This window comes from Sphingomonas beigongshangi, from assembly GCF_016820445.1.
Taxonomy (GTDB): domain Bacteria; phylum Pseudomonadota; class Alphaproteobacteria; order Sphingomonadales; family Sphingomonadaceae; genus Sphingomonas; species Sphingomonas beigongshangi.
The window spans coordinates 20,281-46,246 of the sequence record NZ_JADHDT010000003.1 but is presented as its reverse complement, the minus strand read 5'-3'; the positions used below and the strand labels follow the sequence as shown (position 1 = coordinate 46,246).

Below are 25,966 nucleotides of genomic sequence, written 5' to 3'. Positions count from 1 at the left end.
GAGGATGAGCAACATGTCCCCCCCGAAGCGCCCGATCCGGCCAGGCGGCGATTCGCTGCTGGAGCGCGCGGCGAAGGTCTACGACTTCGGCGCGCATGCCCGCTCGCGCCCGCCGATCCCCGACTCGGTTATTCCAGAGGCCGTGCCGTTGGTCCGGCCGGCGCCGGTGGCGTCGCGCGATGTCGTGTCGATGGTCCCGCCGATGGCCCCGGCGGATGATTGGAGCAGCGTCGATCAGGACGCGGAACCGGTCGCGCCGAGCGACGATCCGACCTTTCTGGCGATTCCGGAGGAGCTGCGCGCCCCGGTCGGGCATGAGCTGCCCGCCGCCTTCTACGAGACGCCCGAGCTGTCCGACATCGCGAGCATCGATCGCGGCCTGCTCGCCGAGACGGGCATGATCGTGCCCGGCGCGCCGGTGGGTCCGCTGGCGGAGGAATTCCGGCTGGTGAAGCGCCAGCTGCTGATCACGCGCGAGCGCGTCGCGCAGGGTGTCGAGGCCGACAAGGCGCGTACCGTGCTGGTCTGTTCGGCCCGACCGGGCGACGGCAAGACGTTCTGCGCGATCAATCTTGCCCTATCGATGGCGGCGGAGCGCGACACCGAGGTGCTGCTGGTCGACGCCGATTTTGCCAAGCCCGACGTGCTCGCCCAGCTCGGCCTCGCGGAAACGCCGGGCCTGCTCGATGCGCTGGCCGATACGACGATCGACGTCGAGACGCTTGTGGTCCGCACCGATGTCGGCGGCCTGTCGATCCTGCCCGCGGGCACGCGTACAGCGACCGATACCGAGCTGCTCGCGTCCGCGCGCACGCGCGCGGTGATCGCGCGGCTACTCGCGGCCAATCCGCGCCGCATCGTGATCTTCGATTCACCGCCGGCGCTCGCCGCGTCGCCGGCAGCGGTGCTGGCGATGCTGGTTGGGCAGGTGATGCTGGTGGTGCGCGCCGATCGCACGCCGGAAAGCGAGCTGAAGCAGGCGGTGCAGCTGCTGGACGGCTGCGACCATATCGCACTGGTTCTCAACGCCGTGTCGTTCGTTCCGGGGGCGCAACGGTTCGGCACCTATTACGGGCAGGAGGCGGGGAAATGATACGGACACTCGTCCTCGGCGGCGCCGGCGTCCTGTGCACGGCAAGCGCCGCGCTGGCGCAGGATCGCGGCCATGTCGCGGTTACTCCTTATGTCGAGGTCGGCCAGTCGCTGATCGCCGATCTCAACAACGACGACGTGCTGACCTATTCCAGCCTCGCCGCCGGGATCGACGTCGCATCGACCACCCGGCGGGTGCAGGGGCAATTGTCCTACCGGTACGAGCGACGATTCTCGTGGGACAAGGCCGTCGGCGACGACGACATTCATTACGGCCTTGCCCGCCTGTCGGCGCATGTCGCCGCGGGCCTGAGCCTGGAGGCGGGCGGCATCGCGACGCGGACGCGCGCCGATATCCGCGGCGCCGCGCCCGGTATCGTCACCGCCAACGACGCCAACATCAGCCAGATCTATGCCGTGTTCGGCGGCCCCAGCTATGCGACGCATGCCGGGCCGGTCGCGGTCGCCGCCAGCTATCTGGCCGGCTATACCAAGGTGAAGGTTCCCACCTTCACCGGCCTGCCCGCGGGTTCGCCGCGCCTCGACTATTACGACAGCAGCTTCGGCCAGGTCGCTGGCGTCAGCCTGGGCGTCAATCCGGGCGATGTCGCGCCGGTCGGTGCGACGCTCTCCGCCGGCTGGAATCGCGAGGACGCGGGCCAACTCGACGGCCGTTTCGAATCGTGGCGGGTTCGCGGCGACGTACTGGCGCCGGTGTCGCCCTATGTCGCGCTGACCGCCGGGCTTGGCTACGAGCGGATCGAGACGAGCCAGCGGTCGCCGCTGTTCACGTCGCCCGGGGCGCCGGCGCTCGATTCCAGTGGCCGCTACGTCACCGACGACAGTTCGCCGCGCCGTATCGCCTATCGTACGGACGGCGTCTATTACGATGCCGGCGTGGTCTGGCGGCCCAACCGTCGAGCCTCGGCGGAGGCCCATGTGGGCAAGCGATACGGCAGCATCAGCTACACCGGCCTCGTTACCTATCGCGCCTCGCGCAGCGCCACCATCGCCGCCGACGCCTATGATACGGTGACGACTTTCGGACAGCAGCTGCGGAGCGGGCTCAACAGCCTGCCGACCAGCTTCATCTCGGCACGAGACGCGTTCACCCAGCAATATAACGGCTGCGTCTTCTCGACGAGCGGATCGACGCCGGGCGGCTGCCTCAACGACGTTTTCCAGTCGATCACCACCGCCAGCTATCGCGCGCGCGGCGTCGACGCGGTGTTCAGCGCCACGCGCGGGCGCAATACCTATGGCGGCGGCGTCGGCTATGCCAACCGCAGGCTCTACAACCCCGATACGGTCCAGGGCGTGACCCTGTACGGGATCGAGGATCAGAGCGTCTATGGCCAGCTGTTCTTCAACCGCACGCTGACCGCGGTGTCGAGCATCGACGCCACCGTCTTCGTCAACTATTACGAGCCGGGGGCCGCGCGCAGCGCGGGCGTCTGGTCCTATGGCGCGACGACGAGCTACGGCCGCAGGTTCGGCCGGATCACCACCAGCGCGTCGGCGGGCCTCTACGCCTTCGATTTGCCCGACGTCGATACACAATGGTCGGCGCAGGCGCAGGTCGCCGCGCGCTACTCCTTCTGACGGGACCTGGCATGTACGAGGACCATTACGGGCTGACGGGCCGCCCATTCCAGCTGACGCCGGACGCACGTTTCTGGTACGAGACCGCGACGCACCGCAAGGCGATGGCCTATCTGGGATACGGACTGGCGCAGGGCGAGGGCTTCATCGTGATCACCGGCGAGGTCGGCGCCGGCAAGACCACCCTGGTCGGCCACCTGACCGAGCAGCTCGACCGCCAGGCGCTGAACGTCATCACGATCGTGTCGACCGCCATCGAGGCGAGCGACCTGCTGCGCATCGTCGCCACTGGCCTGGGCGTCGATCCCGGCGGCCTGACCAAGGCGCAGCTGCTGACGGCGATCGAACGCGGGCTGCATGCCGTCGCGCGCACCGGACGGCGCACCTTGTTGATCGTCGACGAGGTGCAGGCGCTGCCGGTCGATTCGGTCGAAGAGCTGCGCATGCTGTCGAATTTCCAGGCGGGTGGGCACGCGCTGCTGCAGATACTGCTGCTCGGCCAGCCCGAGTTCCGCGAGCGCCTGCAGGGATCGGCACGGCTGGAGCAGCTGCGCCAGCGCGTCATCGCCATCCACCATCTCGACCCGATGGAGCCGCACGAGGTCGCCGACTATATCGCGCATCGTCTGTCGCTGGTCGGCTGGCAGGGGCAGCCCGATTTCAGCGAAGACGCCTTCGACGCTTTGTATCGCGGATCGGGCGGCGTGCCGCGCCGGCTCAACCTGCTGGCCGGACGCGTGATGTTGCAGGCGTCGCTCGAGGACCGCGCTCTGATCGACGGCCGCCTGGTGCGCAGCGTCGTTCGCGACATCAGCGCCGATTTGCCGGGGGCCGGTGCGCAGCCTGCGGGCGAGACGCCGGCGCCCGCGTCCGCCGCCGCAGAACCCGAACGGCGGTTCGTCCCCCGCACGACGCGCTGGCTCGATTTCGCGCCCGCGGAAGAGCCGGCGCCGGCCGCATCAACGCTGGAACAGGCCGATGTCGAGGTGCCGCCGAACCCCGCTGTCGCGGAGGACACCGGCTCGTCGACGAACGACATGCCGGTCACGCCAGTCCGGGACGAGGCGCTGCACGAGCGCGTCGCGCTGCTCGAGACGCGGATCGAGGAACAGGAACGCGCGCTTCGCCGCGTGCTGACCCTGCTGGTCGACTGGGTCGAGGCGGATCGCGATGCACCGTCCGCGACCGCCGTCCATGCCGTCGCCGATGCGCCGTCCGCGACGGTCGTCCCCACGGCCTCCGACACGCCGGACGGGGCCGTCGCCATGCCCATCCGCGCACCGACGGCGTGGGACGATGCGGCCTGATCGCGTGCTCAACGGCCTGTCGGTCGACGTCGAGGAGTGGTTCCAGGTCGGCGCGTTCGAACGCGTCATCGACAAGCGCGACTGGGACGGGATGGCGAGCCGCGTGGAAGCCAACACGGGCGCGGTGCTCGACCTGTTCGCCGCAGCGAATGTTCGGGCGACCTTCTTCACGCTCGGCTGGATCGCCGCGCGCCACCCTCGGCTGATCCGCCGCATCGTCGACGCGGGGCACGAGGTCGCGAGCCATGGCTGGGACCATCAGCGTGTCTTCACGATGGACGCCGCGACGTTCCGTGGCGATCTGGCCCGCGCCAAGGCCGCGCTGGAGGATGCGGGCGGGCAGGCGATCACCGGCTATCGCGCGCCCAGCTTCTCGATCGACGCGCGTACGCCCTGGGCGCATGAGGAACTCGCGGCTGCGGGTTACGTATATTCATCGAGCGTCGCGCCGGTCCGCCACGATCATTACGGCTGGCGCGAGGCGCCGCGCTACGCCTTCAGGCCGGTGGCAGGCAGCACGCTCATCGAACTGCCGGTGACGGTGGCCAGCCTGGGCGGACGGCATATCGCCACGGGCGGCGGCTTCTTCCGCCTGCTGCCCGCTGCGCTGACAGACTTCGCCGTGCGCCAGGTCAATGCGGAGCGACAGGCGGCGGTCTTCTATTTCCATCCCTGGGAGGTCGATCCCGGACAGCCGCGTGTCGCGCATGCGCCGCTGCGCTCGCGCGTGCGCCATTATTCGCGACTGGGTGCGATGGCGGGCAAGTTGTCCGGCCTGATCGCGCGACACGACTGGGGGCGCGTCGACGCCGTCGTCGCGCGCGCCGCCGCGGCGCTGCCGGCATGACCCCGTCCTTCGTCGTTCGCGAGGCGGCGCTGGGCGACGCGCGCGAGGCGGCGCGTATCGACGATTTCGTGAACGCGGCCGAGGGGGCGACGCCCTTTCACCTGAGCGGATGGAGCCGCGCGGTCGCGATCGGCACCGGACAGCGCGCGCGATACCTCGTCGCGGAACGGCCCGGCGGAACGCTGGCGGGGGTGCTGCCGCTCAGCGAGATGCGCTCGCCGCTGTTCGGCAAGGCGCTTGTATCCGCCGGCTTCGCGGTCGATGGCGGCATTTTGGGGGACGGCGCGGAGGCGCTGGCGGCGGCGGCCTGGGCGCTGGCCGCGCGGATCGGCTGCCCCTCGGTGGAACTGCGCGGCGGACCGTCGCCGGAAGGCTGGTCGATCGACTCGACGAGCTATCTCGGCTTCGCCCGTGGCCTGGCCCCGGACGACGCGACCGAGCTGCTCGCCGTCCCGCGCAAGCAAAGGGCGGAGGTGCGCAAGAGCCTGGAGCGCGATCTCACCGTCGAGACCGGCGACGACGCTGCGATGCGCCGCGAACATTATCGGGTCTATGCCGAATCGGTGCGCAATCTCGGCACGCCGGTATTTCCGGCCCGGCTGTTCAGCGCGGTTGCCGATGCGCTGGACAGCGACGTGCTGACCGTGCGCCATGCCGGGCGCGCGGAGGCGAGCGTGCTCAGCCTCTACTTCCGCGGCACGGTCTATCCCTATTGGGGCGGGGGCACCGCCGCAGCGCGCAGCCTGCGCGCGAACGACCGGATGTATTTCGCGCTGATGAGCCATGCGCGTGCGCGCGGCTGTTCCCGCTTTGACTTCGGTCGATCGAAAACGGGGACGGGGGCGGCGGCGTTCAAGAAGAACTGGGGCTTCGTGCCGCAACCGCGCATCTACGCGACGCGGCACGCGGGGGCGGCGCGCGCGGTCAATCCGCTCAATCCAAAATATGCGCTGATGGTGCGTGCGTGGCAGCGGTTGCCCCTGCCGATCGCGAACGTGGCGGGGCCGTGGATCGCGCGCGGACTGGGCTGATGGACATCCTGTTCCTCGCGCATCGCGCGCCCTATCCACCCGATCGCGGCGACAAGATCCGCAGTCACCACGTCCTTCGCCATCTCGCCGCGCAGGCGCGCGTTCACCTGATCGCCTTCGCCGATGACGGGGCCGACCAGGTTGTGCCGCATGACCTCGCCGCGGCGCTCGCGAGCGCGACAATCGTCCCGCGTCGCAAGCAGCGGGCGCTCGCCCTAATCGAGGCGTTGGCGACGGGGCGTCCGGTGTCGCTGGCTGCGTTCGACGCGGTGGCGATGCGCCGTGCCGTCCGCGACCTGCTGGATCGCCATCCGATCGACGCGATCTACGCCTTTTCCGGCCAAATGGCGCAATATCTTCCCAGCGGCGGCGCGCGGGTCGTGATGGACTTCGTCGACGTCGATTCCGCGAAGTTCGCCGGCTACGCCGCGGAGGGCCCGGCCCCCGCGCGCTGGATGATGCGCCGGGAGGCGAGGCTGCTCGGCGCTTTCGAGCGGGAGGTCGCGGCAAGGGCGGACGCCAGCCTGTTCGTCAGCGCGGCGGAGGCGGCGCTATTCCGCAAGGGCGGCGGCACCGGGCGGATCGTCGCGATCGAGAACGGCATCGACGCCGCTTATTACGATCCCGCGCGCATCGTGCCGGTCGCCGCCGACGGCCCGCTGCTGCTGTTCACGGGTCAGATGGATTATCGCCCGAATGTCGAGGCGGTCTGTTGGTTCGCGCGGGACGTGCTGCCCCTGATTCACGCGACGCATCCGGATGCTACCTTTGCCATCGTCGGGCGTGCGCCGACGGCGGCGGTCCGTGCGCTCGCCTCCGATCGCATCCGCGTCACGGGTGCGGTCGACGACGTCCGGCCGTGGCTGGCGGCGGCAAGCGTCTGCGTCGCTCCGCTGCAACTGGCCCGGGGTATCCAGAACAAGATACTCGAAGCCATGGCGATGGCGCGCGCGATCGTCGCTTCGCCCGCCGCGGCGGAGGGGATCGACCATCTCGGCACCATCCGCATCGGCGCGGACGCGGCCGGCTTCGCGCAGGCGGTGACGACGCTGCTAGACAGCCCGGGAGACGCGGCGGCGCAGGGACAGCTGGCACGGATGCAGGTGATGGCACGCTATGCATGGCCGGCGCGGCTTGCGCCGCTGGACGCGTTGCTGGCGCTGCCGAACGGGCGCGCGGCGGCGTGAGCGCGACGCTCGTCCTGGCGACGCCCCGGGTCGCCGGCGCGTGGCGTCGTCATCTCGTCGCCCTCGCGGCCGCTGCGGCGGTGATCGTCGCGATCTTTCATCGCGATGTCGCGCGGCTGGTCACGATCTGGTGGACGAGCACGACGTTCGGCCACTGCCTGTTCATCGGTCCGGTCATCGGCTGGCTGGTCTGGCAGCGGCGCGAGGAACTCGGCCGATTGACGCCGCGCGCCTGGTGGCCCGGCCTCGCCCTCGTCGCGTTGGGCGGTTTGGGCTGGCTGATGGGGGAGGCGGGGGGCGTCAGCTTCGCCCGCCAGTTCGGCCTCGTCGCCATGCTGCAGGGCGCGGTGGTGACTCTGTTGGGGGCGCAGACCGCGCGCGGGCTGCTGTTCCCGCTCGGCTATGCGCTGTTCCTCGTTCCGTTCGGCGAAGCGATCGAGCCGCCGCTCCAGCAGCTGACGGTCGCGATCGTCATGCCGCTGCTGCATCTGTCCGGCATTCCCGCGACGTCGAACGGCGTGCTGATCCATGCCGGCCGCTATTGGTTCGAGGTGGCGGAGGCCTGTTCCGGCGCGAAGTTCGTCATCGCGATGGTGGCGTTCGGCGTGCTGGTCGCCAACACCTGCTTCCTGTCGTGGCGACGGCGTGCCGCCTTCCTCGCGATCAGCGTGATCGTGCCGATCCTGGCCAACGGGCTGCGCGCCTTCGGCACCATCTACGCCGCCGACCTGACCAGCGTCGAGGCCGCCACCGGCTTCGATCATATCGTCTATGGCTGGGTGTTCTTCGGCATCGTCATGGCCGCGGTGCTCGCCTTGGGCTGGCGCTGGTTCGATCGCGCGCCCGATGGGCCCGCCTTCGACCCCCGGACCCTGTCCGCGCCGGCGGGCGGCGCGATCGGGCTGCCGATCGCGACGCTGCTGACGGTGGCGGTGGCGGGCATCTGGCCGATGTGGGCAGCCGCGACCGCGCATGCGACGGTCGTGGCCGGCACGCTCGCCCGGCCGCATCCGCCGGGCTGGCGCGACATCGGCGACGTGCCGGCCGGCGCGTGGCGCCCCTATTATCCGGGTGCGAATCGCCGGCTGTCGGTGCGCTACGTCGGCGCCGGTGCGCCCGTCGATCTGTCGATCGCGGTGTTCGCCTTCCAGGGCGAGGGGCACAAGCTCGGCGCGTTCGGCACCGGCGTGCTGCGCGAGGAGGGGCGCTGGCTGCGTGTGGACGACGAGGCGCCGATCGACGGCGCGTCGGTGATGCGCATCACCGCACCCGACGCAGGTCGCCATGCGGTGGAGCGGCTGGTCGCGACGTGGTACGTGGTCGGCGACACGGTGACGGCGGACGAGCGGCGAGTGAAGATCGAGACGATGAAGGCGAAGCTGTTCGGCGGTTCGCAGCGGGCGGTGGCGATCCACCTGTCCACCCCGATCGTGCCCGGGCGCGACGCACGCGCCGATATCGCCGCGATGGCCCGCGCCCTCGGCTCGATCCGCACGCTCGGCGACCGCGCCGCGGGCCTCTGACCCCATGTGCGGCATCGCGGGGATCTTTCACCCCAATACTCCCAAGCCCGTCGATCCCGCCCGCGTTCGCGCGATGATCGACGTGCAGGCGCATCGCGGACCTGACGGCGACGGCATATGGACCGGGGCCGGCGTCGGCCTCGGCCATCGGCGGCTGTCGATCATCGACGTCGCCGGCTCGCCGCAGCCGATGCACGACGGTGCGCTCTCGGTCACTTACAATGGCGAGATCTACAATTTCGCCGCGTTGCGCACGGAGCTTGCCGGCAGGGGCGCACGGTTCCGCACCCTCGGCGACACGGAAGTGCTGTTGCACGGCTGGCGTGCCTGGGGCGTCGGCCTGTTGGATCGGTTGCAGGGCATGTTCGCCTTCGCGCTTCACGATGCCGACGCGGGCCTGTTGGTGCTCGCGCGCGACCGGTTCGGCGTGAAGCCGCTGCACTATGTCGAGCTGGCCGACGGCAGCGTCGCATTCGCGTCGGAGCTGAAGGGATTGCTGGCGCATCCCATGCTGCGGCGGATGCCGGATCTGACCGCGGTCGAAGATTTTCTGGCTTATGGCTACGTCCCCGACGACAGCTGCATCGTCGCGGGCGTGCGCAAGCTGCCCGCGGGTCATGTCCTGATCCTGCGCCGCGGCCGACCGGTGCCGCGCCCCAGCCAATGGTGGGACCTCAGCTTCGCCGACCGCGCCGGCGGATCGGCCAAGGCGCTGCAGGGCGAATTGCTCGCGCGGATGCGCGACGCCGTGCGCAGTCGCATGGTCGCCGACGTGCCGCTCGGCGCGTTCCTCTCCGGCGGCGTCGACAGCAGTGCCGTCGTCGCGCTGATGGCGGAGGCGAGCCCGCAGGCGGTACGTACGTGTACGATCGGTTTCGACGAAGCCGGCCATGACGAGCGCGCGCATGCCGAGTCCGTGGCGCGCCGCTTCGCCACCGATCATCATGCCCAGGTCGTGCGCAGCGATGATTTCGCGCTCATCGACACGCTGGTCGCGCATTTCGACGAGCCCTTCGCTGACGGCAGTGCGCTTGCGACCTATCAGGTATCCGCGCTCGCGCGGGAGCGTGTCACGGTGGCGCTGTCCGGCGACGGGGCGGACGAGGCGCTGGCGGGATATCGCCGTTATCGGTTCCAGGCGGCGGAAGAGCGCGTGCGCGGCCTGATGCCCGCGTCCTGGCGTCGGCATGCCTTCGGTGCGCTCGGGAACGCCTATCCGAAGGCGGACTGGGCGCCGCGGCCCCTGCGCGCGAAGACGACGCTGCTGGCACTGGCGATGGACGGCGACGAGGCCTATGCGCGTGCCGTCGGCGTGACGTCTCCCGAATGGCGTGGTCGCCTGTTCAGCGCCGGCGCGCGTACCGCGCTGCAGGGGCACAGGGCGGAGGACCGCTACGTCGCCGCGATGCGCGACGCGCCAGCCCGCGATCCGATCGACCGGGCGCAATATGCCGATATCAAGATCTGGCTGCCGGGCGATATCCTGACCAAGGTCGATCGAACCAGCATGGCGGTGAGCCTGGAAGCGCGCGAGCCCCTGCTCGACCATCGGCTGGTTGAATTCGCCGCGCGGCTGCCGGCGCGGCTGCGCTTGCACGGCGGCGAGGGCAAATGGCTGATGAAGCGGGCGCTGGAGGCCTATCTGCCGCGCGAAACACTGTACCGACCCAAGATGGGTTTCGTCACGCCGATCGGCGCGTGGTTTCGCGGCGACCTCCGTCCCGCGGCGGAGGCCTTGGGCACGTCGCGCTTCCTCGCCGACACGGGCTGGTTCGATATGGCGACGATCGGGCGCATGGCCGGCGATCATGCCGTCGGGCGGGCTGACCATGGCCGTACGCTGTGGCAGCTGCTCATGCTGGAGCGGAGCTGCCGCAGGCTGTTCGGATGACGGCAAAGCGCCGTGACGGCGGTTTTGTCGAAAAATGACCGTTTGTCATCGTAGCGTCATCAAACCCTAACCCGGCGTTTACCGTCGGGCGCTAGCGCCTGCCGCATGTTTCTCGACCTCGACATGCTGCGTGACGGATCGATCTCGAGCCGTGGGCGCGACGAATTGGGAGACCTGCGCTCGCTGCGGCGTACGGCGAGCCTCGCCCAGGCGATCGAACAGTTCCGGGCCTTCCCCGATCTGCGCCTGCTCGCCATCGTCGATGAACACGATCGCCCCGTCGGAGTGGTGCGCGAGCTCGACGTGCGGGGAATCCTTTTCAATCCGTTCGGCCATGCGCTGATGCAGAATCCCAGCTTCGGCAGCTCGCTCGACGTCGTCATCCGACCTTGCGTCTGCGTCGAATCGGATTTGCCGCCTGAGACGATCCTGGCGGCTTATGCCCGGCAGGGCGGCGATGGACTGGTGCTGACCCGCAATGGCCGGTTCGCGGCGATGATGGACGCGGACGCGATCGCCGCCTTGGCCGCGAAGCGTGAGGCAGACCTGGCCGCCGAGCGCGACGCGCGCGCGGCGCGTGTCCGCGCGGCGGGCGAAGCCTTCACGGCGGAGGTGACGGCACTGGCGACCGAACTGGCCGGTATCGGCGGGGACATAGGCTCGGTTGCCGCGTTGCTGGCGCGGCGTGCGGGCGTCTCGCACGGTGATGCGGCCTCCGTCGCCGCCGCTGCCATCCAGACCGCGCAGGCGCTCGACGAAATCGCGGGCCGCGGCCACGCGCTGTCCGCCGCGCTCGATCGGATCGGCGAGAATACCGTCGCGGCGCGGCAGATGCGGATCGGCGCGCGTGATGCCATGCGCGATGCGGGCGACCGCATAGAGGCGCTGGCCAACTCCGCTGCCGCCGTCGACGACATGCTCCAGCTGATCCAGAGCATCGCCCGCCAGACCAACCTTCTCGCGCTCAATGCCGGCATCGAGGCCGCGCGGGCGGGGGAGGTGGGACGCGGCTTCGCGGTCGTGGCGAGCGAGGTGAAGTCACTGGCCAGCCAGACAGCGGCGACCGCAAAGGATGTCGGCGCGCGTGTCGACGGCATGCACGCCCTGCTGCGCGAGGTGGTCGAGGGGCAGCGCGCGGCGCAGCGGGCGATGGACGCTATCGCCGGGCTGGGACAGTCGATCGAACAGGCGATCGGCGAACAATCGGACGCAACCCGCATCATCGCCGACAATGTCGATCACTCGGTGGCGGCCGGCACCGATATATCCCATCGCACGCGCGCCATCAGCGACGAGGCTGCCGCGGTCGGCGAAGATGCGATGCGGCTGGAGGGGCTGTCCGAAACGCTGTCGGACACGACCACGCGGCTGCGCATGCGGGCGCAGGCGTTCGTCGAACTGACGGCACGCGTCTAGAGTTTATCCACGGGCGTGGGAGCGATACCGGCGCTCGCCCCGCCCGGCTGCCCACTCTGCCTATCCCGGATGGGCAGCCGGGTGGGGGTGAGGGCGGGTACCGCGCCGATCCAGTCTTGCTGGATCGGAAACTAGGGTCGGACCCGCCCGCGCGGCACCACTCCGCCTCCCGCTGCCCCGTGTTCGGCGCCTCTGCCAGGGGGCATCAGAACACCGCCATCGCGGCATGGAGCGTCAGCGCGACCAGCGCTAGCGTCGACAGGCCGAACAGCACGAAGCGGATCGCGACGCGGTTGATCGTCGCCTGAACGAGGCTGTGCGCGATGCGCAGGGCGACATAGGCCCAGGCGATCCAGGCATTCGGGCCATCGCCGGTACCGGAGAGCGCGATCACCGCGCAAACGGCATAGAACAGCGTCGGCTGCTCGGTCAGGTGATTGTAATTGTGCGCTTTCCACTGGACGTTTGGCGGCAGTACACGATCGGCGTCGCTGGCCTTGCTACCGACCAGCTTGCGGATATCCACGCCCGCCGCGCGCATGGCGGGCATGCGCGTTGCGACGGTCCAGACGAGCATGACCAGCGTCCACGCGATCAGCGCGACCATCGGCCGCAAAATTTCACTGTGCATCGACGTTCCCCCTCATTGCCCGGTGCCGATCTGGTGGACGAAGCGCAGCGGGCTCGACACCGAGCCCGGTTCGAGCAGCGCGGCGTCGACGACCTTCTGCTCGACGACGAGCAAGTTTTCAAAAAGCTTGCCGGGTAGCGGACGGCCCTGCATCTCAGCATGGATCTTGATGCCGCCGCGTATCATGTCCATCGGCTCGCCCGCGGTGAAGCCGCGGTGGCTGGCCATGAAAGCGTCGGCAACCGCGCGATAGGGCTGGAGATCGCCCGTCGCGACCATCGGGTCGCTGGTACGCACCGAACAGGCGTGGAAGGGCGGCAGCTCGAGCACGACGTCATAGACCTGGTCGCCTTCGCGCAGCGTCCAGCCGCGGCCGGGATCGTCGCGCAGCGTCACCTTGACGTGCGCCGCGGTCATCGGTGTCGCCTTCTTGCGGATCATGAGCGCGTCGACCGCGGCGTCGATCGGGAAGGTCTGCAGGCATACTTCGTCGTAGAGCGCCGCCATGCGCGCGATGTCGATCGCTACGGCCGCAGGGCCCGCCACGGGCGTCGTGGGCGGCGCCGTCGTCGCGGCCGCCTGGAGTAGCAAGGCGGCGGCCAGCATCATCATCGTTCATCCCCCCGCTTGGGTGGGGAGAGTGTGCGCCGACGCGCGCGGGGGCTCAAGCCCCTTCACGGAAAGGGGCGGCGGGTTTTCCCGCCGCCCCCAATGGACTTACTTGTTGCCGAAGATCGCGCCCCACTTGCGGACGGGGCGATCCTTCCAGTGGCCGCGATGATAGGCGTCCGACGCCAGCAGCGGCATGACGCTGCCCGCTTCCGCGAACACCATCTGCTCGATGCCGGTGTTGACCTTGCCCCAGCTTGCCGCCTCCTGCAGCGTCGAGGAGGAGCAGGCGCCGTCGCGCACGTCGGCGACCGTGATCTGCACGGCGTACTTATGCACCTGCACATCGTCATGGCCGAGGATCTCGGCGCAGACGACGGTGTCCTGGATGAAGTTCTTCGGCACGCCGCCGCCGATCATCAGCAGGCCGGTGGTGCCCGCCTGGATCTTGATTTCCGTCAGCTCGCGGAAGTCCGCCACCGCGTCGATCATCAGATAGGGCTTCCCCGCCTTCATCTGGTCGACCTGATGCTTGACGAGGCCGAAGCCCGCCGACGAGTCGACGAACGCCGGGCAGAAGATTGGCACGTCATGCTCATAGGCGAGCTTGACCAGGCTGTTCTCCTTCTTGCCGTGCTCCGACAGATACTTGCCCATCGCGCGGATGAATTCGCGGCTCGAATAGGCGCGCGGCTCCAGCTCGTTCGCGATCTTGTTGATCGTGAAGTCGCAGTCCTGGAGCTGCTCCTCGTCGATATAGGTGTCGTAGATGCGGTCGATGTACAGCGAGCGCAGCGTATCGTCGTCGGGGATTTCGAGCGCCTGGTAATGCTTGTGGCCGAGGCCTTCGAAGAAATCCATGTCGACGATGGTCGCGCCGGTCGCGACGACGACATCGACCATGTTGTTGCGGATGAGCTCCGCATACAGGTCCATGCAGCCGCCGGCCGAGGTCGAACCGGCGATGACCAGGCACACGGTGCAGTCCTTGTCGGCCAGCATCTCGTTGTAGATCTTCGTCGCGCGGCCGAGGTCGCGGCTGGTGAAGCTCATGTCGCTCATCGCGTCGACGATCGGGCGCGCGTCGAAGCTCTTGATGTCGATATGCTTGACCTGCTTCGCCAGCAGCTCCGCCTTGCGGGTGTCGTTGATCGGCGCGTTCGCACCGGCGGTTTTGGTGAGAGTATCGGTCATGACTGGCCTTTGCCTGTTCCAAGACCCGCCGTCGTTCGATTGGGGACGCGGAAAACCCAAATGGCCCCCTCCCGCCGTGAGGCGGGAAGGGGAAGCGGTTGCATTAGGAAGACGGCGTTACAGCTTGACGACGTTCGATTGAACCGCCGGCTGTTCGCCCATGTACATGGACGCCATCGGCTCGTCCGAAACGGTGACCGTCTCGCCGGTGCCGAATCCGTTGAAGCCGGTCCGCATCGCCGCGCCGTAGGCGCCCAGCATGCCGACCTCGATGAAGTCGCCCGTGCCGACGTCAGCCGGCAGGGGGAAGGGGCCCTCCATCCGGTCGAGGTCGTCGCACGTAGGGCCCCAGAAGCTGAACGGATGGTCGCGGACCGTCGACTCCGGCTCGCGCAGCAGCGCGACCGGATAGTTCCAGCCGATGTGCGCCGCGTCGAACAGCGAGCCATAGGCGCCGTCGTTGATGTACAGCTCCGAGCCGCGGCGACGCTCGACGCGCACGACGACCGAACTGTATTCGGCGCACAGCGCACGGCCCGGTTCCGCCCAGAGTTCCGCCGAATAGCTGATCGGCAGGCTCTCGAAGGCGCGATGGATCGTCTCGAAATAGCGCTCCAGCGGCGGCGGGGTCATGCCGGGATAGGCCGAGGGGAAACCGCCGCCGACGTCGATCACGTCGACCGTCACCGCCGCCAGCACGATCGCCGCGCGGACGCGCTCCATGGCATTGGCATAGGCCTCGGGCGTCATCGCCTGGCTGCCGACATGAAAACATATGCCGAGCGCGTCCGCGACCTGGCGGGTGCGGATCAGCAGGTCCTTCGCCTCGTCGGGACCGACGCCGAACTTCGAGCCCAGCGACAGCGCGGCATGTTCCGACGATACGCGCAGGCGCACGCACAGGGTCAGGTCGCTCGCGCTCCGGCCCTCTTCGTCCGTCGTCGCCACGACGATCTTCTCCAGCTCCTCGATCGAATCGAGGCTGAAGGTGCGCACGCCATGGACGAAATACGCCTCGCGGATGGCCTCCGGCGCCTTGACCGGGTGCATGAAGCACAGGCTGGCCTCAGGCTCGGTACGCGCGACCAGCCGCACCTCGGCGATCGAGGCGACGTCGAACGTCGTGATGCCGTTCGCGAACAGCGTCGCGATCAGCGCGGGATCGGGATTCGCCTTCACCGCATACATGGCCTTGCCCGGAAACTTCTCGGCGAAGAATCGGGCAGCCCGTGCCGCGGCGTGCGGACGAACCAGCGTTACCGGCTCGACCGGGTTACGCTTTGCGATGTCGATGCCCCCCGCGAGAACGGCGGAACGGGCGGTCGAGAGGGGCGCTAGCCCCAGCGCGCGATGATGCTGGTGCAACTCAAGGGACCTCCAATTGCCTTGCGGCATGACGACAACAAAAGCTGCCTTGCGGTTGGAAGTCCCATGGGGCAGCGGAGGCGCGAGTTAGGAGTGATGATCCCCCATGTAAAGTGGGTTATGGGCCGAAAGGATAAAAAGTGACGATTTTGCGACAGCCGACGCGCGCCGGGGTCAGGGACGCCGCGGAGAAGGTCGCCCGCATCCTGCCGCCGACGCCGCTATTCGTGAAGGAAATCAAGGGCATAGAGGTCGCGTTCAAGGCGGAATCGCTGCAGCCGGTCGGTGCCTTCAAGATTCGTGGCGCATGGCACCGCCTGACTGCGCTGGACGAGGAAACGCGCGCGCGGGGTGTCGTCGCCTTCTCGAGCGGCAATCACGCGCAGGGCGTCGCCTGGGCGGCGAGGCGACTCGGCATGGCGGCGACGATCGTCATGCCCGCCGACGCGCCCGCCGCGAAGCTCGCCGGGACGCTCGCTTTGGGTGCGGAGGTCGTGCGCTATGACCGGGCGACGGAGTCGCGCGAACGGATCGCGGCGCAGCTCGCGGAGGCCCGCGGCGCCACGCTCGTTCCGAGTTTCGACGACCCCTGGATCATCGAAGGGCAGGGCAGCGCCGGGGTCGAGGCGGCGGTCCAGATGCATGCGGCAGGTCTGGGTGCCCCCGCACGCGTCGTCGTTCCGTGCGGGGGCGGGGGCCTGGCGGCGGGGATCGCCCTCGCGCTCCAGGACGCGGCGATCACCGTGGTCGAGCCGGAAGGTTGGGACGACATGCGCCGCAGCCTGGAAGCAAGCTGGATAGAGCCCGTCGGACCCAATCCGCCGCCGACCGCGTGCGACTCGCTGCAAACCCAGCGCGTATCGCCGCTGACGTTCGACGTGCTGTCGCGGCGCGACGCCACGGGGGTGGCGGTCAGCGAGCGCGAGGTGCGGGCCGGGCAACGCTGGGCCGCGGAGCATCTGCATCTGGTCGTCGAGCCGGGCGGCGCCGTCGCGCTCGCCGCGCTGCTGGCGGGCAAGGTCGAGCCCCAGCCGCGCACGCTGGTGATCCTGTCGGGGGGCAATGTCGACATGGAAGCCTATGCGCGCGCGATCGGCGTCGAAGCCGCGGCCCGGGCCGGGGAAATGGCATGAACGGGCCGCTCGGCGCCATCGCCCAAGCGGCACCGGCCATCGCGATGATCGCCTGTTTCGCCTGCCTGATCGGCGGCGGCGCGCTCTGGGCCAAGGGGCAGGATCGCAAGAAGGCCCTTCTGCTGCTGATCATGGCGGCAGTCCTGCTCGGCAATGTCATGATCTGGTCGCTGTGACGGCGCGCGCCGGCTCCCGACTATGGTTTTGCTTACAAAATTCTATTCAATCATATTTCGAATAGAACTGAATTGGTTCGTAGAACTTCGCTTGCTCATGACGGTGGTGCTAATATCCAACCGCGGCGGTTCAATCTCCTGTCGCTCGTAAACCTTCCATTATCTCAAATTGATCAGAATACGCGCAACGCTTGGCGGTTATTGGGTGGGGCGGTGTTCAACGTTTTGGAATGTGTGATCGGCCAGCACGATTACCGGCTGGTGATCCTGGCCGCGGCGATCTGCACGATCGGCATCGGGTCGCTGTTCTTCCTGCTGCGGCGATCGCTCGATTGCGTCGAACGGCGACGGCGGCACTGGATCGCCGCGGCGGCGCTGGTCGCCGGGGGCGCGATCTGGGCGACCCATTTCATCGCGATGCTCGCCTATCGCGGCGGCATGCCGATCGGTTTCGACGTGGCGCTGACCACCCTGTCCGTCGTCGTCGCCGTCGCGGCATTCTGGATGGCGTTTCTGGCGCTGGGCCGGTCGCCGGGCGCCGTTCGGGCGACGGCCGCGGGATGCATCTCGACGCTGGGTATCGCCGGCATGCATTTCACCGGCATGGCGGCGATCATCGCGCCGGCGACGATCCGCTACGATCCCCGGCCGATCGCCGTGGCCTTCGGCATTGCGTGGCTGGCGCTGTCCGGCGCCTTCGTCGCGTTCTACGCGCTGCGTGGCTGGCTGCGGCTCGCGGCGCCCAGCGGAGCGACAATCCTGGCGATCGTGACGCTGCACTTCACGGCGATGTCGTCCGCCACGCTCGTTCCCGATCCGACGCTGGGGCTGAGTGCGGACGGCGGATCGGGCGCATGGCTGGTATGGGCGATCGTCCTCGTCACGCTCGTGCTGGTCGGATCGTCGATCGCCGCGGCGGTGTTCGATCGGCTGCTCACCGATCTCCACGGGCTGGCGGACGCGACGCGCGAGGGGCTGGTCATCGTCAACGACGGCAGGATCGTCGAGGCGAATGCCCAGGCGTGCGCGATGTTCGGTTGCAGCCTCGGCGATCTCCTCGGCACCGCGCCATCGCGATGGCTCGAGGGGTGCGACGCCGGCGAGCCCGGCGGTCCCGCGACGGAAGCCCGTGACGCCCGTCCCTTCGAAACGCGGTTCCGCCGTCGCGATACCGAGGACCAGGTCGTCGAGGTTGCGGTCCATCACCTCGAATACCGGGGGCGGGACTGCACCGTGCTGGCGATCCGCGACCTGACCGAACGCTATCGCGCCCAGCGTGCGGTCGAACATCTCGCGTCGCACGATCCGCTCACCGACCTGCCCAACCGGGCGGCGTTCGACCGGCAGCTCGCGCTGGCGATCGTGCAGGACCGGCCGTTCTCGTTGATCGCGGTGGACCTGGACCGGTTCAAGGCGGTCAACGACGTCTTCGGCCACGCCGCCGGAGACGAGATCCTGCAGCGCGTGTCGGGGATGCTGCGCGCCAGCGTCCGCGAGGGCGATGTGGTCGCGCGGATCGGTGGCGACGAATTCGTGATCCTCCAGCGCCACGAAACCGGCGCGGACGGCGCCCGCGTGCTGGCCGCGCGCATATTGGCGATGTTCGCGGGCGAGATGGATCCCGCGCGCGATCCGATGGCGGTCGGCTGCAGCCTGGGAGTCGCCAATTACCCGCAGGACGGTGCCAGCGCGGACGTGCTGAGGCACAATGCCGACGTCGCCCTCTATCGCGCCAAGCAGGAGGGGCGGGGCCTCGCCTGCTTCTTCGACGACGAGATGGACCGGCTGGCGCGCGACCGGCGGGCGCTGGAGCACGATCTGCGCCATGCGATCACGCGCGACGAGCTCCACCTTGCGTTCCAGCCGCTCGTCTCGACCGCCTTCGGCTCCGTCGTCGGTTACGAGGCGCTGCTGCGTTGGACGCACCCGGAGCGCGGCGACGTGCCGCCCGAACTGTTCGTGCCGATCGCGGAGGAAACGGGCGCGATCATCCCGATCGGCGAATGGGTGCTGCGCCAGGCGTGCCGTGCCGCCGCCGGCTGGCCGGACGGGATCAGCATCGCGGTCAACGTCTCGCCCGTCCAGTTTCGCCTGCCCAATCTGGCGGCGGTGGTGCGCGCGGCGCTGGAGGACAGCGGCCTCGCGCCGGGGCGACTGGAACTGGAGATCACCGAATCCGTCCTGCTGCGCCATCGGGAGACGACGCTGCGGACGCTGCACGCCGTCAAGGCGTTGGGCGTGCGCGTCGCGATGGACGATTTCGGCACGGGCTATTCCTCGCTCAGCAACCTCCAGTCCTTCCCGTTCGACAAGATCAAGATCGACCGCAGCTTCGTCAGCTCGGTCGGCGACGACGAAACCGCGCGATCGATCGTCCGCGCGATCGTCGGCCTGGGCAGGAGCCTGAACTTGCCCGTCGTCGCCGAGGGCGTGGAGACGGAGGCGCAGCGCCAGATGGTGCTGGAGGAGGGGTGCCCCCAGGCGCAAGGCTATCTGTTCGGTGCGGCGCGAAGCGAAGCGCCGTTCGCGATGCCGCAGCAACGCCAGGCCTGAGCGCGGAACGGCCCCCGCCGTCCCGCGCCCGACCAACGATCAGCGGATCGGAGAGTTCGGGTCGAGCCGCATGTCCAGATAACGGTCCACCGACGCCATCAGCTCGGGCGTCTCGTGCTCGAAGAAATGGTTCGCCTTCGGGATCACGTCGTGATGGATCGTGATGTGCTTCTGCGTGCGCAACTTGTCGACCAGCTTCTGCGTCGCGCCCGGCGTCGCGACCTCGTCCGCCTCGCCCTGGATGATGATGCCGGAGGACGGGCAGGGGGCGAGGAAGCTGAAATCGTACATGTTGGCGGGCGGCGCGATCGAAATGAAACCGCGGATCTCAGGCCGACGCATCAGCAGCTGCATGCCGATCCAGGCGCCGAAGCTGACTCCCGCAATCCACGTCGTCGAGGCCTCGGGGTGGAAGCTCTGCACCCAGTCGAGCGCGCTCGCCGCATCGCTCAGTTCGCCGACGCCATTGTCGAACACGCCCTGGCTCTTGCCGACGCCGCGGAAGTTGAAGCGCAAGGTGGCGAAACCGCGGCGCTGGAAGGTCTTGTAGAGTTCCTGCACCAGCCGGTTGTTCATCGTGCCGCCGGCATTGGGATGCGGGTGGAGGATCATCGCGACGGGTGCGCGCGGGCGTGGAGCGGGGGCGAAGCGCCCTTCGAGGCGGCCTTCCGGGCCGGGAAAGATGACTTCGGGCATGGGTCTCGCGCCGTAGAGGGACGCGCGCCGCGCAGGTCGCATCCTGGATCAGGACGCGACCCGGTGGAGCGCAGGGATTGCCGCGCTATATAGGCGGACCGCCCCTTCACGCAATTGGAACCCGCCGCCTTGGCTGCCCGCATCTATCTCGACCATGCCGCGACTACGCCGACGACCGCCGCCGCACGTGCCGGCGTCGAGCGCGGCTTCGCGCTCTGGGCCAATCCGTCGTCGCCGCACCGCGAGGGCCGCGCCGCGCGCGCCGCGCTGGAGGAGGCGCGCGCCGCGATCGGCGCGGCGCACGGCTGGGTAGGCGAAGTGCTGCTGACCAGCGGTGCCAGCGAGTCACTGGCGATCGCGCTCGGCCGCACGACGGTATCGCGCCGCCTGATCACCGCGGTCGAGCATGATGCGGTGATGCGCGCCGGCGCGGAAGCCTCGGCGGTGATTCCGGTCGGCGCCGATGGCATCGTCGACCGCGACGCGCTGCAGGCGGCGCTGGCGGGCGCGGAGCCTACCCTCGTCTGCGTGCAATGGGCCAATAGCGAGACTGGCGTGCGCCAGCCGATCGCGGAGATCGCCGCGATCGTCCATTCTGCGGGTGGCTGGCTGCTGGTCGATGCGGCGCAGATGCCCGCCTCGGTCGCGCTTGCCGATCACGCCGACCTGGTCGCCCTGTCCGCGCATAAGCGGGGCGGGCCGCCGGGCGTGGGCGCTCTGCTCGTCCGCGACCTCGCGATGCTCAGCCCGAGCGGCGGGCAGGAACGCGGCTATCGTCCCGGCACGGAGAACCTGCCCGGCGTACTGGGCTATGCTGCCGCGCTCGCCGAGGAGGAGCCGCAGCATGCGGCGCTGCGGGCGCATCTCGACGATGCGATCCGCCGCTCGGGGGGAGAGATCGTGGCGGATGCCAGCCCGCGCCATTCCGCCATCGCCTCCTATCGCCTGCCCGGCGTCGCGGCGGCAGTGCAGCTGATCCGTCTCGATGCGGCCGGCTTTTCGGTGTCGGCCGGCAGCGCCTGCTCCAGCGGCAGCATGAAGCCCAGCCATGTCCTTGCCGCGATGGGCTGGGACGAGGCGGCGGGGCGGGAAGTGATCCGCGTCAGCTTCGGCCGCGACACGGATGCGGCGGACGTCGATGCCTTCATCGCCGCATGGCGCGCGATGGCCAGGGCGACGCGGCGCTTCGCCGCATGATCTATCTCGATTATCAGGCGACGACGCCGCTGGCGCCCGAGGCGCTCGCCGCGATGCTTCCCTGGTTGCAGACGCAGCATGCCAATCCGCATTCGGCGCATCGCGCGGGGCGGCAGGCGAAGGCGGCTATCGAGGTCGCGCGGATGCAGGTCGAGGGGATCGGCCCGGCCGGTGCGGGCGCGCTGGCCTTCACGAGCGGGGCGACCGAGGCGCTCAACTGGGCGATCAAGGGCACGACGGGGCCGATCGTCACGCTGGCGACCGAGCATGCCGCTGTGCTGGACACCGTCGCCGCGGAGGCGCGACGCGGCCGCGACGTCACCGTGGTGCCGGTCGGGGCGGACGGCCTCGTCGACCTCGACAGGATGGCGGACGCGATCCGGCCGGGGACGGGGCTCGTCGCCGCGATGCTGGTCAACAACGAGATCGGCGTGATCCAGCCGATCGCCGAGATCGCCACCATGGCGAAGGCCGCTGGCGCGCTGATGCTCTGCGACGCGGTGCAGGGTTATGGCCGCGTGCCTCTTCCGGCGGGCTGCGACCTCGTCGCCATGTCGGCGCACAAATTGCACGGCCCCAAGGGGATCGGAGGCCTGTGGATCGGCGATGGCGTGATGCTGGAACCGCTGCTGCACGGCGGCGCGCAGGAGGCGGCTGGCCGGTCGGGTACGCTGTCGCCGGCTTTGTGCGCCGGCTTCGGCGCCGCCGCGTTGGAGATGCACGATCGCGAGAATGACGACGATCGCCACCTCGATCGCCTCTGGACCCTTGCGACGGACATGCTGGCGGGCTGGACGATCAATGGGTCCGTGCGGCATCGCTATCGCGGCAATCTGAACCTCCGCCGCGCCGGGCTCGACGTCGCGCGGCTGATGAGCGACTGCCGCGATATCGCCTTCTCCGCCGGGTCGGCCTGCGCGAGCGGATCGGGTCGGTCGAGCCACGTGCTGCGCGCGCTCGGGCTCAGCGAAGCGGAGGCTCGCTCCAGCATCCGCATCGGTTACGGCCGTTACACGACGCAGGACGAGCTGGCGGCTGGCCTGGATGCGATCAAGGCGGCCGCCGATCGGCAACGGGTGGCCGCATGATCCGGGTCCGGTTCGTCGGCGCCGACGGCGCAGCGATCGACGCGGTCGCAGCGGAGGGCGCGAGGCTGCTCGACGTGGCGCAGGCACAGGGCTTGCCGCTGGAGGGCACCTGTGATGGCGACATGGCGTGCGCGACCTGTCATGTCGTCGTCGCGCCCGCCGACTTTCCCCGCCTGCCAGCCGCCAGCGAGGAGGAAGAGGATCTGCTCGACCTCGCGCCGGATGCGCGCGCCACCAGCCGGCTGGCGTGCCAGGTCCGCCTGACGCCTGCGCTTGACGGTATGACGGTGCACGTCCCGGGCTGACCGTGGCGCCGCGTCAGCGAGCCTGACATTTTCACAACGACGGGTTCAGCACGCGTGCATCGCCGCTGATGCATCCTTTGTGCATGCTCGGAAATTACTGAGCGCATGAAAGGAGTAGATGCGTCATGAAACTCGTAGCTTTGCTCGGAGCCGGCGCGCTTGCCGCCGGTATGCTCACCGCCGCCACCACGCCCGCCGCGGCGCAGGGTTGGGGTGATCGCGGCTGGCATGGTCGCGGTTGGGATCATCGTGACGGCGGCCGGCGCGACTGGGATCGCCGCGACTGGGATCGCCGTGGCTGGGACAATCGCGGCTGGGGCCGCGGTGGATGGGATCGCGGCGGCTACGGCTGGGGCGGCGGCTATGCACGCAGCCGTGTCGTCTGCCGGATCGAGCGCGGCTGGTACGGCCCGGAGCGCCGCTGCTTCCGCGTCTACCGCTAAGTTCCAGCAAGAGGAGGACCGATGATGAAGATGCTGACCATGATCACCGCCGGCGCCGTCGCGCTGACCGGCCTCGCGCCGATCGCCGCCGCACCCGCCGCGGCGCAGCGCACCGTGGTGACCGAGCGTACCGTGGTCCGCCACGATGACGGCCCGCGCTGGCACCGTGGCCCGCACTGGCGCGGTCGCGCGCATGTCCGTCGCGTTTGCGACTGGCAGTGGCGCCACCACCATCGCGTCCGCGTCTGCCGCACCGCCCGCTGGTAAACGCTTGATCATCCCGCCCGACCCCGCCATATGGCACGCGGGAGTCGGGCGGACGTGGTCGTCGCCAACCCGGTCAGGTCCGGAAGGAAGCAGCCGCAACGATTTCGCCGCGGGTCGTTCCGGCTCCCACCTCGCAGCGCGACAGCGTCGCGTCTACGTCGGTCCCGCGCCGGGGCTCCCGGAGGTGTCCGGCCCAGCCGTACTTGTGGCACACTCGGACCGCGCTCAAACCATTCCCTTGCCATCAACTAGGCGGCACGAGTCCGCCGTGGCCGCTGTCGGCAACCGTGCGCCGGCTGCCACACGCCGCTACCAATCCCGGTCTGTTCCGCCTATCTAACCGCCAATGTCCGACTCCTTCGACCTCGGCGAGCCGCCGCAGCCCGCGGGCAAGGCGAATGCCTATCGCGTGCTCGCGCGCAAATACCGGCCGCAGACCTTTTCCGAGCTGATCGGTCAGGATGCCATGGTCACCACGCTCGGCAACGCCATCCGGCGCGGCCGGCTGGCGCATGCCTTTCTGATGACGGGCGTGCGCGGGGTCGGCAAGACGTCGACCGCGCGGCTGATCGCCAAGGCGCTCAACTGCATCGGGGCGGACGGACAGGGCGGTCCGACGATCGATCCGTGCGGCGTGTGCGAGCCGTGCCGCGCGATCGCGGAGGGGCGGCACATCGACGTCATCGAGATGGACGCCGCCAGCCATACCGGCGTCGACGACGTGCGCGAGATCATCGACGCGGCGCGCTACGCGGCGGTCTCGGCGCGCTACAAGATCTACATCGTGGACGAAGTCCACATGCTCTCCAAGAACGCCTTCAACGCGCTGCTGAAGACGCTGGAAGAGCCGCCCGCCCATGTGAAGTTCCTGTTCGCGACCACGGAGGTGAACAAGGTTCCGATCACGGTGCTGTCGCGCTGCCAGCGTTTCGATCTGCGCCGCATCTCCGCCGAGCAGCTCGCGGCGCATTTCCGCTACGTCTGCGAACAGGAAGGCGTCGCTGCGGAGGACGAGGCGCTGATGCTGATTGCCCGCGCCGCGGAAGGGTCGGCACGCGATGGCCTGTCGATCCTCGACCAGGCGATCGCGCATGCCGGGCTGGAGGGCGGGGCGGTCGATGCCGCAGCGGTGCGCCAGATGCTCGGACTGTCCGATCGCGGTGCGGTGCGCGACCTGCTCGCGCTGGTCCTCGCGGGCGATGGTCAGGGTGCGCTCGCCGCGCTGCGCCGTCAGTATGACTATGGCGTCGATCCGGTCTCCGTGCTCCGTTCGCTGCTGGAGACGGTGCACGCAGTCACGCTGACCAAGGTCGGCACGCCCGACGATCCTGCCCAACCGGCCGAGGAGCGCGCCGCCCGCGCCGAATGGGCGCAGGCCTTGTCCTTCCCCGCGTTGCACCGTTTGTGGCAGTTGTTCCTCAAGGGGCATGACGAGGTCGCGAAGGCCGCGCTGCCGATCGAGGCGGCGGAGATGGCGCTGCTTCGCGCCATTCACGCCTCGACGCTGCCCGATCCGGGCGAGTTGGCGCGGCAGATCGCCAGTGGCAGGATCGCGGCCCTGCCCGGCGGGGCTGCGCCGACCGCGGCTGGCGTATCCGCCACGGCACCGGCGACGGCCGCGCCTCCCGTCCCGGCGGCCGAGGAACGCCCCGCCGTGCCCGCCGATTTTCCGGCGATGGTCGATGCGATCGACGATATGGGCCAGCTCGCGCTTGCCGCGCGCTTGCGCCATGGCGCGCGTCTCGTGCGTTATGCTCCGCCGGAGATCGTTTTCAGCGGCTCCCGGCCGATGACCGCGGACACCCTGTCCGAACTTGCGGCCGCGCTGAAGACGCTGACGCGGCAGGTGTGGAAGGTGTCGCTGGACGACGTGCCCGGCGAACCGACGCTGACGGAGGCGGAGGAGATGAAGGAGGGCGTCGCGCGCGAGGCGGCATGGGCACATCCGATGCTGCAGGCCGCGCGCGCCGTCTTCCCCGAAGCCGAACTCGAAGACTTCCCCGGAAAACGGAGGCTTGCATGAAGAATCTCGATGAAATCCTCGCCATGGCGCAGAACGTGCAGAGCGAGTTGCAGAAGGCGCAGGAACAGCTCGACACGATCGAGGTCGAGGGCGTCGCCGGCGGCGGCCTCGTCAAGGTCAAGGCGAGCGCGAAAGGCCGCATCATCGGCATCTCGATCGACGATTCGCTGATCGAAGTGTCGGAAAAGCAGATGCTCGAGGACCTGCTCGCCGCGGCGTTCAACGATGCGCGGACCAAGGCCGATGCCGCAAGCGGCGCGGAAATGTCCAAGATGACCAACGGCTTGCCGCTGCCTCCCGGTTTCAAATTGCCGTTTTGATCCGTTGCGCGGACGGAACGGCATCGTACCGTACGGCGTTGCGCTCTCCATCATTCACAAGGAGAGGAGA

At 69.2% G+C, this 25,966-nt stretch carries 24 protein-coding genes and 1 other RNA gene; 20 read left to right on the top strand and 5 right to left on the bottom strand.

Annotated features, from left to right (window positions below):
- The first annotated feature begins 4 nt into the window (after window positions 1-4).
- The 9 genes from IQ292_RS06020 to IQ292_RS05980 all read left to right on the top strand — a co-directional run bounded on the left by IQ292_RS06020 (window position 5) and on the right by IQ292_RS05980 (window position 11,896).
- Window positions 5-1,093, top strand: a complete 1,089-nt coding sequence (locus IQ292_RS06020; protein WP_203309430.1) for an AAA family ATPase — start codon at window positions 5-7, stop codon at window positions 1,091-1,093.
- Window positions 1,090-2,694 carry a hypothetical protein gene (locus IQ292_RS06015; protein ID WP_238940855.1) on the top strand — a complete coding sequence of 535 codons (1,605 nt, stop codon included), beginning with the start codon at window positions 1,090-1,092 and terminating at the stop codon, window positions 2,692-2,694. Before IQ292_RS06020 ends, IQ292_RS06015 begins: the two co-directional genes overlap by 4 nt.
- An 11-nt stretch (window positions 2,695-2,705) precedes the next feature.
- Window positions 2,706-4,001 (top strand): ExeA family protein, encoded by a 1,296-nt coding sequence (locus IQ292_RS06010; protein WP_203309429.1) that lies wholly within the window; start codon window positions 2,706-2,708, stop codon window positions 3,999-4,001.
- Window positions 3,991-4,848, top strand: a complete 858-nt coding sequence (locus IQ292_RS06005) for an XrtA system polysaccharide deacetylase (RefSeq protein ID WP_203309428.1) — start codon at window positions 3,991-3,993, stop codon at window positions 4,846-4,848. The genes IQ292_RS06010 and IQ292_RS06005 overlap by 11 nt, the downstream gene beginning before the upstream one ends.
- A complete protein-coding gene (locus tag IQ292_RS06000) occupies window positions 4,845-5,879 on the top strand; it encodes a FemAB family XrtA/PEP-CTERM system-associated protein (protein WP_203309427.1) in 1,035 nt (344 codons plus the stop codon). The genes IQ292_RS06005 and IQ292_RS06000 overlap by 4 nt, the downstream gene beginning before the upstream one ends.
- Window positions 5,879-7,066, top strand: a complete 1,188-nt coding sequence (locus IQ292_RS05995) for a TIGR03087 family PEP-CTERM/XrtA system glycosyltransferase (protein ID WP_203309426.1) — start codon at window positions 5,879-5,881, stop codon at window positions 7,064-7,066. Before IQ292_RS06000 ends, IQ292_RS05995 begins: the two co-directional genes overlap by 1 nt.
- Window positions 7,063-8,589 carry an exosortase A gene (xrtA, locus tag IQ292_RS05990; RefSeq protein ID WP_338057593.1) on the top strand — a complete coding sequence of 509 codons (1,527 nt, stop codon included), beginning with the start codon at window positions 7,063-7,065 and terminating at the stop codon, window positions 8,587-8,589. Before IQ292_RS05995 ends, xrtA begins: the two co-directional genes overlap by 4 nt.
- Window positions 8,590-8,593: 4 nt before the next feature.
- Complete coding sequence (locus IQ292_RS05985) at window positions 8,594-10,480, top strand: XrtA/PEP-CTERM system amidotransferase (RefSeq protein WP_203309424.1); 1,887 nt, start codon at window positions 8,594-8,596, stop codon at window positions 10,478-10,480.
- Window positions 10,481-10,585: 105 nt separating this feature from the next.
- Complete coding sequence (locus IQ292_RS05980; RefSeq protein WP_203309423.1) at window positions 10,586-11,896, top strand: methyl-accepting chemotaxis protein; 1,311 nt, start codon at window positions 10,586-10,588, stop codon at window positions 11,894-11,896.
- Between the two features lie 205 nt (window positions 11,897-12,101).
- Here the strand turns inward: IQ292_RS05980 and IQ292_RS05975 are convergent, their stop codons facing one another.
- The 4 genes from IQ292_RS05975 to IQ292_RS05960 all read right to left on the bottom strand — a co-directional run bounded on the left by IQ292_RS05975 (window position 12,102) and on the right by IQ292_RS05960 (window position 15,695).
- On the bottom strand, window positions 12,102-12,527 hold the full coding sequence (locus IQ292_RS05975; RefSeq protein WP_203309422.1) for an MAPEG family protein: 426 nt from the start codon (window positions 12,525-12,527) through the stop codon (window positions 12,102-12,104).
- Between the two features lie 12 nt (window positions 12,528-12,539).
- The gene (locus tag IQ292_RS05970; RefSeq protein WP_203309421.1) at window positions 12,540-13,139 is read right to left on the bottom strand and encodes an NMCC_0638 family (lipo)protein; all 600 of its coding nucleotides are present in this window, start codon (window positions 13,137-13,139) and stop codon (window positions 12,540-12,542) included.
- Between the two features lie 105 nt (window positions 13,140-13,244).
- Complete coding sequence (locus IQ292_RS05965; RefSeq protein WP_203309420.1) at window positions 13,245-14,330, bottom strand: 1,9-bis(guanidino)-5-aza-nonane synthase; 1,086 nt, start codon at window positions 14,328-14,330, stop codon at window positions 13,245-13,247.
- A 117-nt stretch (window positions 14,331-14,447) separates the two neighbouring features.
- Window positions 14,448-15,695 carry a type III PLP-dependent enzyme gene (locus tag IQ292_RS05960; protein WP_203309419.1) on the bottom strand — a complete coding sequence of 416 codons (1,248 nt, stop codon included), beginning with the start codon at window positions 15,693-15,695 and terminating at the stop codon, window positions 14,448-14,450.
- Between the two features lie 140 nt (window positions 15,696-15,835).
- On the opposite strand from IQ292_RS05960, the gene IQ292_RS05955 reads away from it, so the two are divergent.
- The 3 genes from IQ292_RS05955 to IQ292_RS05945 all read left to right on the top strand — a co-directional run bounded on the left by IQ292_RS05955 (window position 15,836) and on the right by IQ292_RS05945 (window position 19,557).
- Window positions 15,836-16,828: a pyridoxal-phosphate dependent enzyme gene (locus IQ292_RS05955; protein ID WP_203309418.1), complete on the top strand. Its 993-nt coding sequence runs from the start codon at window positions 15,836-15,838 to the stop codon at window positions 16,826-16,828.
- Window positions 16,825-17,004 (top strand): hypothetical protein, encoded by a 180-nt coding sequence (locus tag IQ292_RS05950; protein WP_203309417.1) that lies wholly within the window; start codon window positions 16,825-16,827, stop codon window positions 17,002-17,004. Before IQ292_RS05955 ends, IQ292_RS05950 begins: the two co-directional genes overlap by 4 nt.
- A gap of 213 nt (window positions 17,005-17,217) precedes the next feature.
- The gene (locus tag IQ292_RS05945; protein WP_203309416.1) at window positions 17,218-19,557 is read left to right on the top strand and encodes an EAL domain-containing protein; all 2,340 of its coding nucleotides are present in this window, start codon (window positions 17,218-17,220) and stop codon (window positions 19,555-19,557) included.
- A gap of 39 nt (window positions 19,558-19,596) precedes the next feature.
- On the opposite strand, the gene IQ292_RS05940 is transcribed toward IQ292_RS05945, so the two are convergent.
- Window positions 19,597-20,253 (bottom strand): alpha/beta hydrolase, encoded by a 657-nt coding sequence (locus IQ292_RS05940; protein ID WP_203309415.1) that lies wholly within the window; start codon window positions 20,251-20,253, stop codon window positions 19,597-19,599.
- Window positions 20,254-20,382: 129 nt separating this feature from the next.
- On the opposite strand from IQ292_RS05940, the gene IQ292_RS05935 reads away from it, so the two are divergent.
- The 8 genes from IQ292_RS05935 (at window position 20,383) to IQ292_RS05900 (ending at window position 25,896) form a co-directional block, all read left to right on the top strand.
- Window positions 20,383-21,450 carry a cysteine desulfurase family protein gene (locus IQ292_RS05935; protein ID WP_203309414.1) on the top strand — a complete coding sequence of 356 codons (1,068 nt, stop codon included), beginning with the start codon at window positions 20,383-20,385 and terminating at the stop codon, window positions 21,448-21,450.
- A complete protein-coding gene (locus IQ292_RS05930; RefSeq protein WP_203309697.1) occupies window positions 21,447-22,538 on the top strand; it encodes a cysteine desulfurase family protein in 1,092 nt (363 codons plus the stop codon). Before IQ292_RS05935 ends, IQ292_RS05930 begins: the two co-directional genes overlap by 4 nt.
- Window positions 22,535-22,843: a 2Fe-2S iron-sulfur cluster-binding protein gene (locus IQ292_RS05925; RefSeq protein ID WP_203309413.1), complete on the top strand. Its 309-nt coding sequence runs from the start codon at window positions 22,535-22,537 to the stop codon at window positions 22,841-22,843. The genes IQ292_RS05930 and IQ292_RS05925 overlap by 4 nt, the downstream gene beginning before the upstream one ends.
- A 125-nt stretch (window positions 22,844-22,968) precedes the next feature.
- On the top strand, window positions 22,969-23,286 hold the full coding sequence (locus tag IQ292_RS05920; RefSeq protein ID WP_203309412.1) for a hypothetical protein: 318 nt from the start codon (window positions 22,969-22,971) through the stop codon (window positions 23,284-23,286).
- Between the two features lie 21 nt (window positions 23,287-23,307).
- The gene (locus tag IQ292_RS05915; RefSeq protein ID WP_203309411.1) at window positions 23,308-23,553 is read left to right on the top strand and encodes a hypothetical protein; all 246 of its coding nucleotides are present in this window, start codon (window positions 23,308-23,310) and stop codon (window positions 23,551-23,553) included.
- Between the two features lie 36 nt (window positions 23,554-23,589).
- Window positions 23,590-23,687: signal recognition particle sRNA small type (gene ffs / locus IQ292_RS05910), an RNA gene on the top strand.
- A 212-nt stretch (window positions 23,688-23,899) separates the two neighbouring features.
- Entirely contained in the window at window positions 23,900-25,576 is a 1,677-nt protein-coding gene (locus tag IQ292_RS05905) for a DNA polymerase III subunit gamma/tau (RefSeq protein ID WP_203309410.1), read from the top strand.
- Window positions 25,573-25,896 carry a YbaB/EbfC family nucleoid-associated protein gene (locus IQ292_RS05900; protein ID WP_203309409.1) on the top strand — a complete coding sequence of 108 codons (324 nt, stop codon included), beginning with the start codon at window positions 25,573-25,575 and terminating at the stop codon, window positions 25,894-25,896. Before IQ292_RS05905 ends, IQ292_RS05900 begins: the two co-directional genes overlap by 4 nt.
- The last annotated feature ends 70 nt before the right edge of the window (window positions 25,897-25,966 follow it).

Excerpts from the sequence above, each read along its gene's own strand:
- IQ292_RS05970 (WP_203309421.1), bottom strand. The coding sequence starts at position 13,139 with ATGATGATGCTGGCCGCCGCCTTGCTACTCCAGGCGGCCGCGACGACG.
- IQ292_RS06000 (WP_203309427.1), top strand. The coding sequence starts at position 4,845 with ATGACCCCGTCCTTCGTCGTTCGCGAGGCGGCGCTGGGCGACGCGCGC.
- IQ292_RS06005 (WP_203309428.1), top strand. The coding sequence starts at position 3,991 with ATGCGGCCTGATCGCGTGCTCAACGGCCTGTCGGTCGACGTCGAGGAG.
- IQ292_RS05905 (WP_203309410.1), top strand. The coding sequence starts at position 23,900 with ATGTCCGACTCCTTCGACCTCGGCGAGCCGCCGCAGCCCGCGGGCAAG.
- IQ292_RS05985 (WP_203309424.1), top strand. The coding sequence starts at position 8,594 with ATGTGCGGCATCGCGGGGATCTTTCACCCCAATACTCCCAAGCCCGTC.
- IQ292_RS05900 (WP_203309409.1), top strand. The coding sequence starts at position 25,573 with ATGAAGAATCTCGATGAAATCCTCGCCATGGCGCAGAACGTGCAGAGC.
- IQ292_RS06020 (WP_203309430.1), top strand. The coding sequence starts at position 5 with ATGAGCAACATGTCCCCCCCGAAGCGCCCGATCCGGCCAGGCGGCGAT.
- IQ292_RS05925 (WP_203309413.1), top strand. The coding sequence starts at position 22,535 with ATGATCCGGGTCCGGTTCGTCGGCGCCGACGGCGCAGCGATCGACGCG.
- IQ292_RS05915 (WP_203309411.1), top strand. The coding sequence starts at position 23,308 with ATGATGAAGATGCTGACCATGATCACCGCCGGCGCCGTCGCGCTGACC.
- IQ292_RS05965 (WP_203309420.1), bottom strand. The coding sequence starts at position 14,330 with ATGACCGATACTCTCACCAAAACCGCCGGTGCGAACGCGCCGATCAAC.
- IQ292_RS05930 (WP_203309697.1), top strand. The coding sequence starts at position 21,447 with ATGATCTATCTCGATTATCAGGCGACGACGCCGCTGGCGCCCGAGGCG.
- IQ292_RS06010 (WP_203309429.1), top strand. The coding sequence starts at position 2,706 with ATGTACGAGGACCATTACGGGCTGACGGGCCGCCCATTCCAGCTGACG.
- IQ292_RS05980 (WP_203309423.1), top strand. The coding sequence starts at position 10,586 with ATGTTTCTCGACCTCGACATGCTGCGTGACGGATCGATCTCGAGCCGT.
- IQ292_RS05940 (WP_203309415.1), bottom strand. The coding sequence starts at position 20,253 with ATGCCCGAAGTCATCTTTCCCGGCCCGGAAGGCCGCCTCGAAGGGCGC.
- IQ292_RS05975 (WP_203309422.1), bottom strand. The coding sequence starts at position 12,527 with ATGCACAGTGAAATTTTGCGGCCGATGGTCGCGCTGATCGCGTGGACG.
- IQ292_RS05950 (WP_203309417.1), top strand. The coding sequence starts at position 16,825 with ATGAACGGGCCGCTCGGCGCCATCGCCCAAGCGGCACCGGCCATCGCG.
- IQ292_RS05995 (WP_203309426.1), top strand. The coding sequence starts at position 5,879 with ATGGACATCCTGTTCCTCGCGCATCGCGCGCCCTATCCACCCGATCGC.
- IQ292_RS06015 (WP_238940855.1), top strand. The coding sequence starts at position 1,090 with ATGATACGGACACTCGTCCTCGGCGGCGCCGGCGTCCTGTGCACGGCA.
- IQ292_RS05920 (WP_203309412.1), top strand. The coding sequence starts at position 22,969 with ATGAAACTCGTAGCTTTGCTCGGAGCCGGCGCGCTTGCCGCCGGTATG.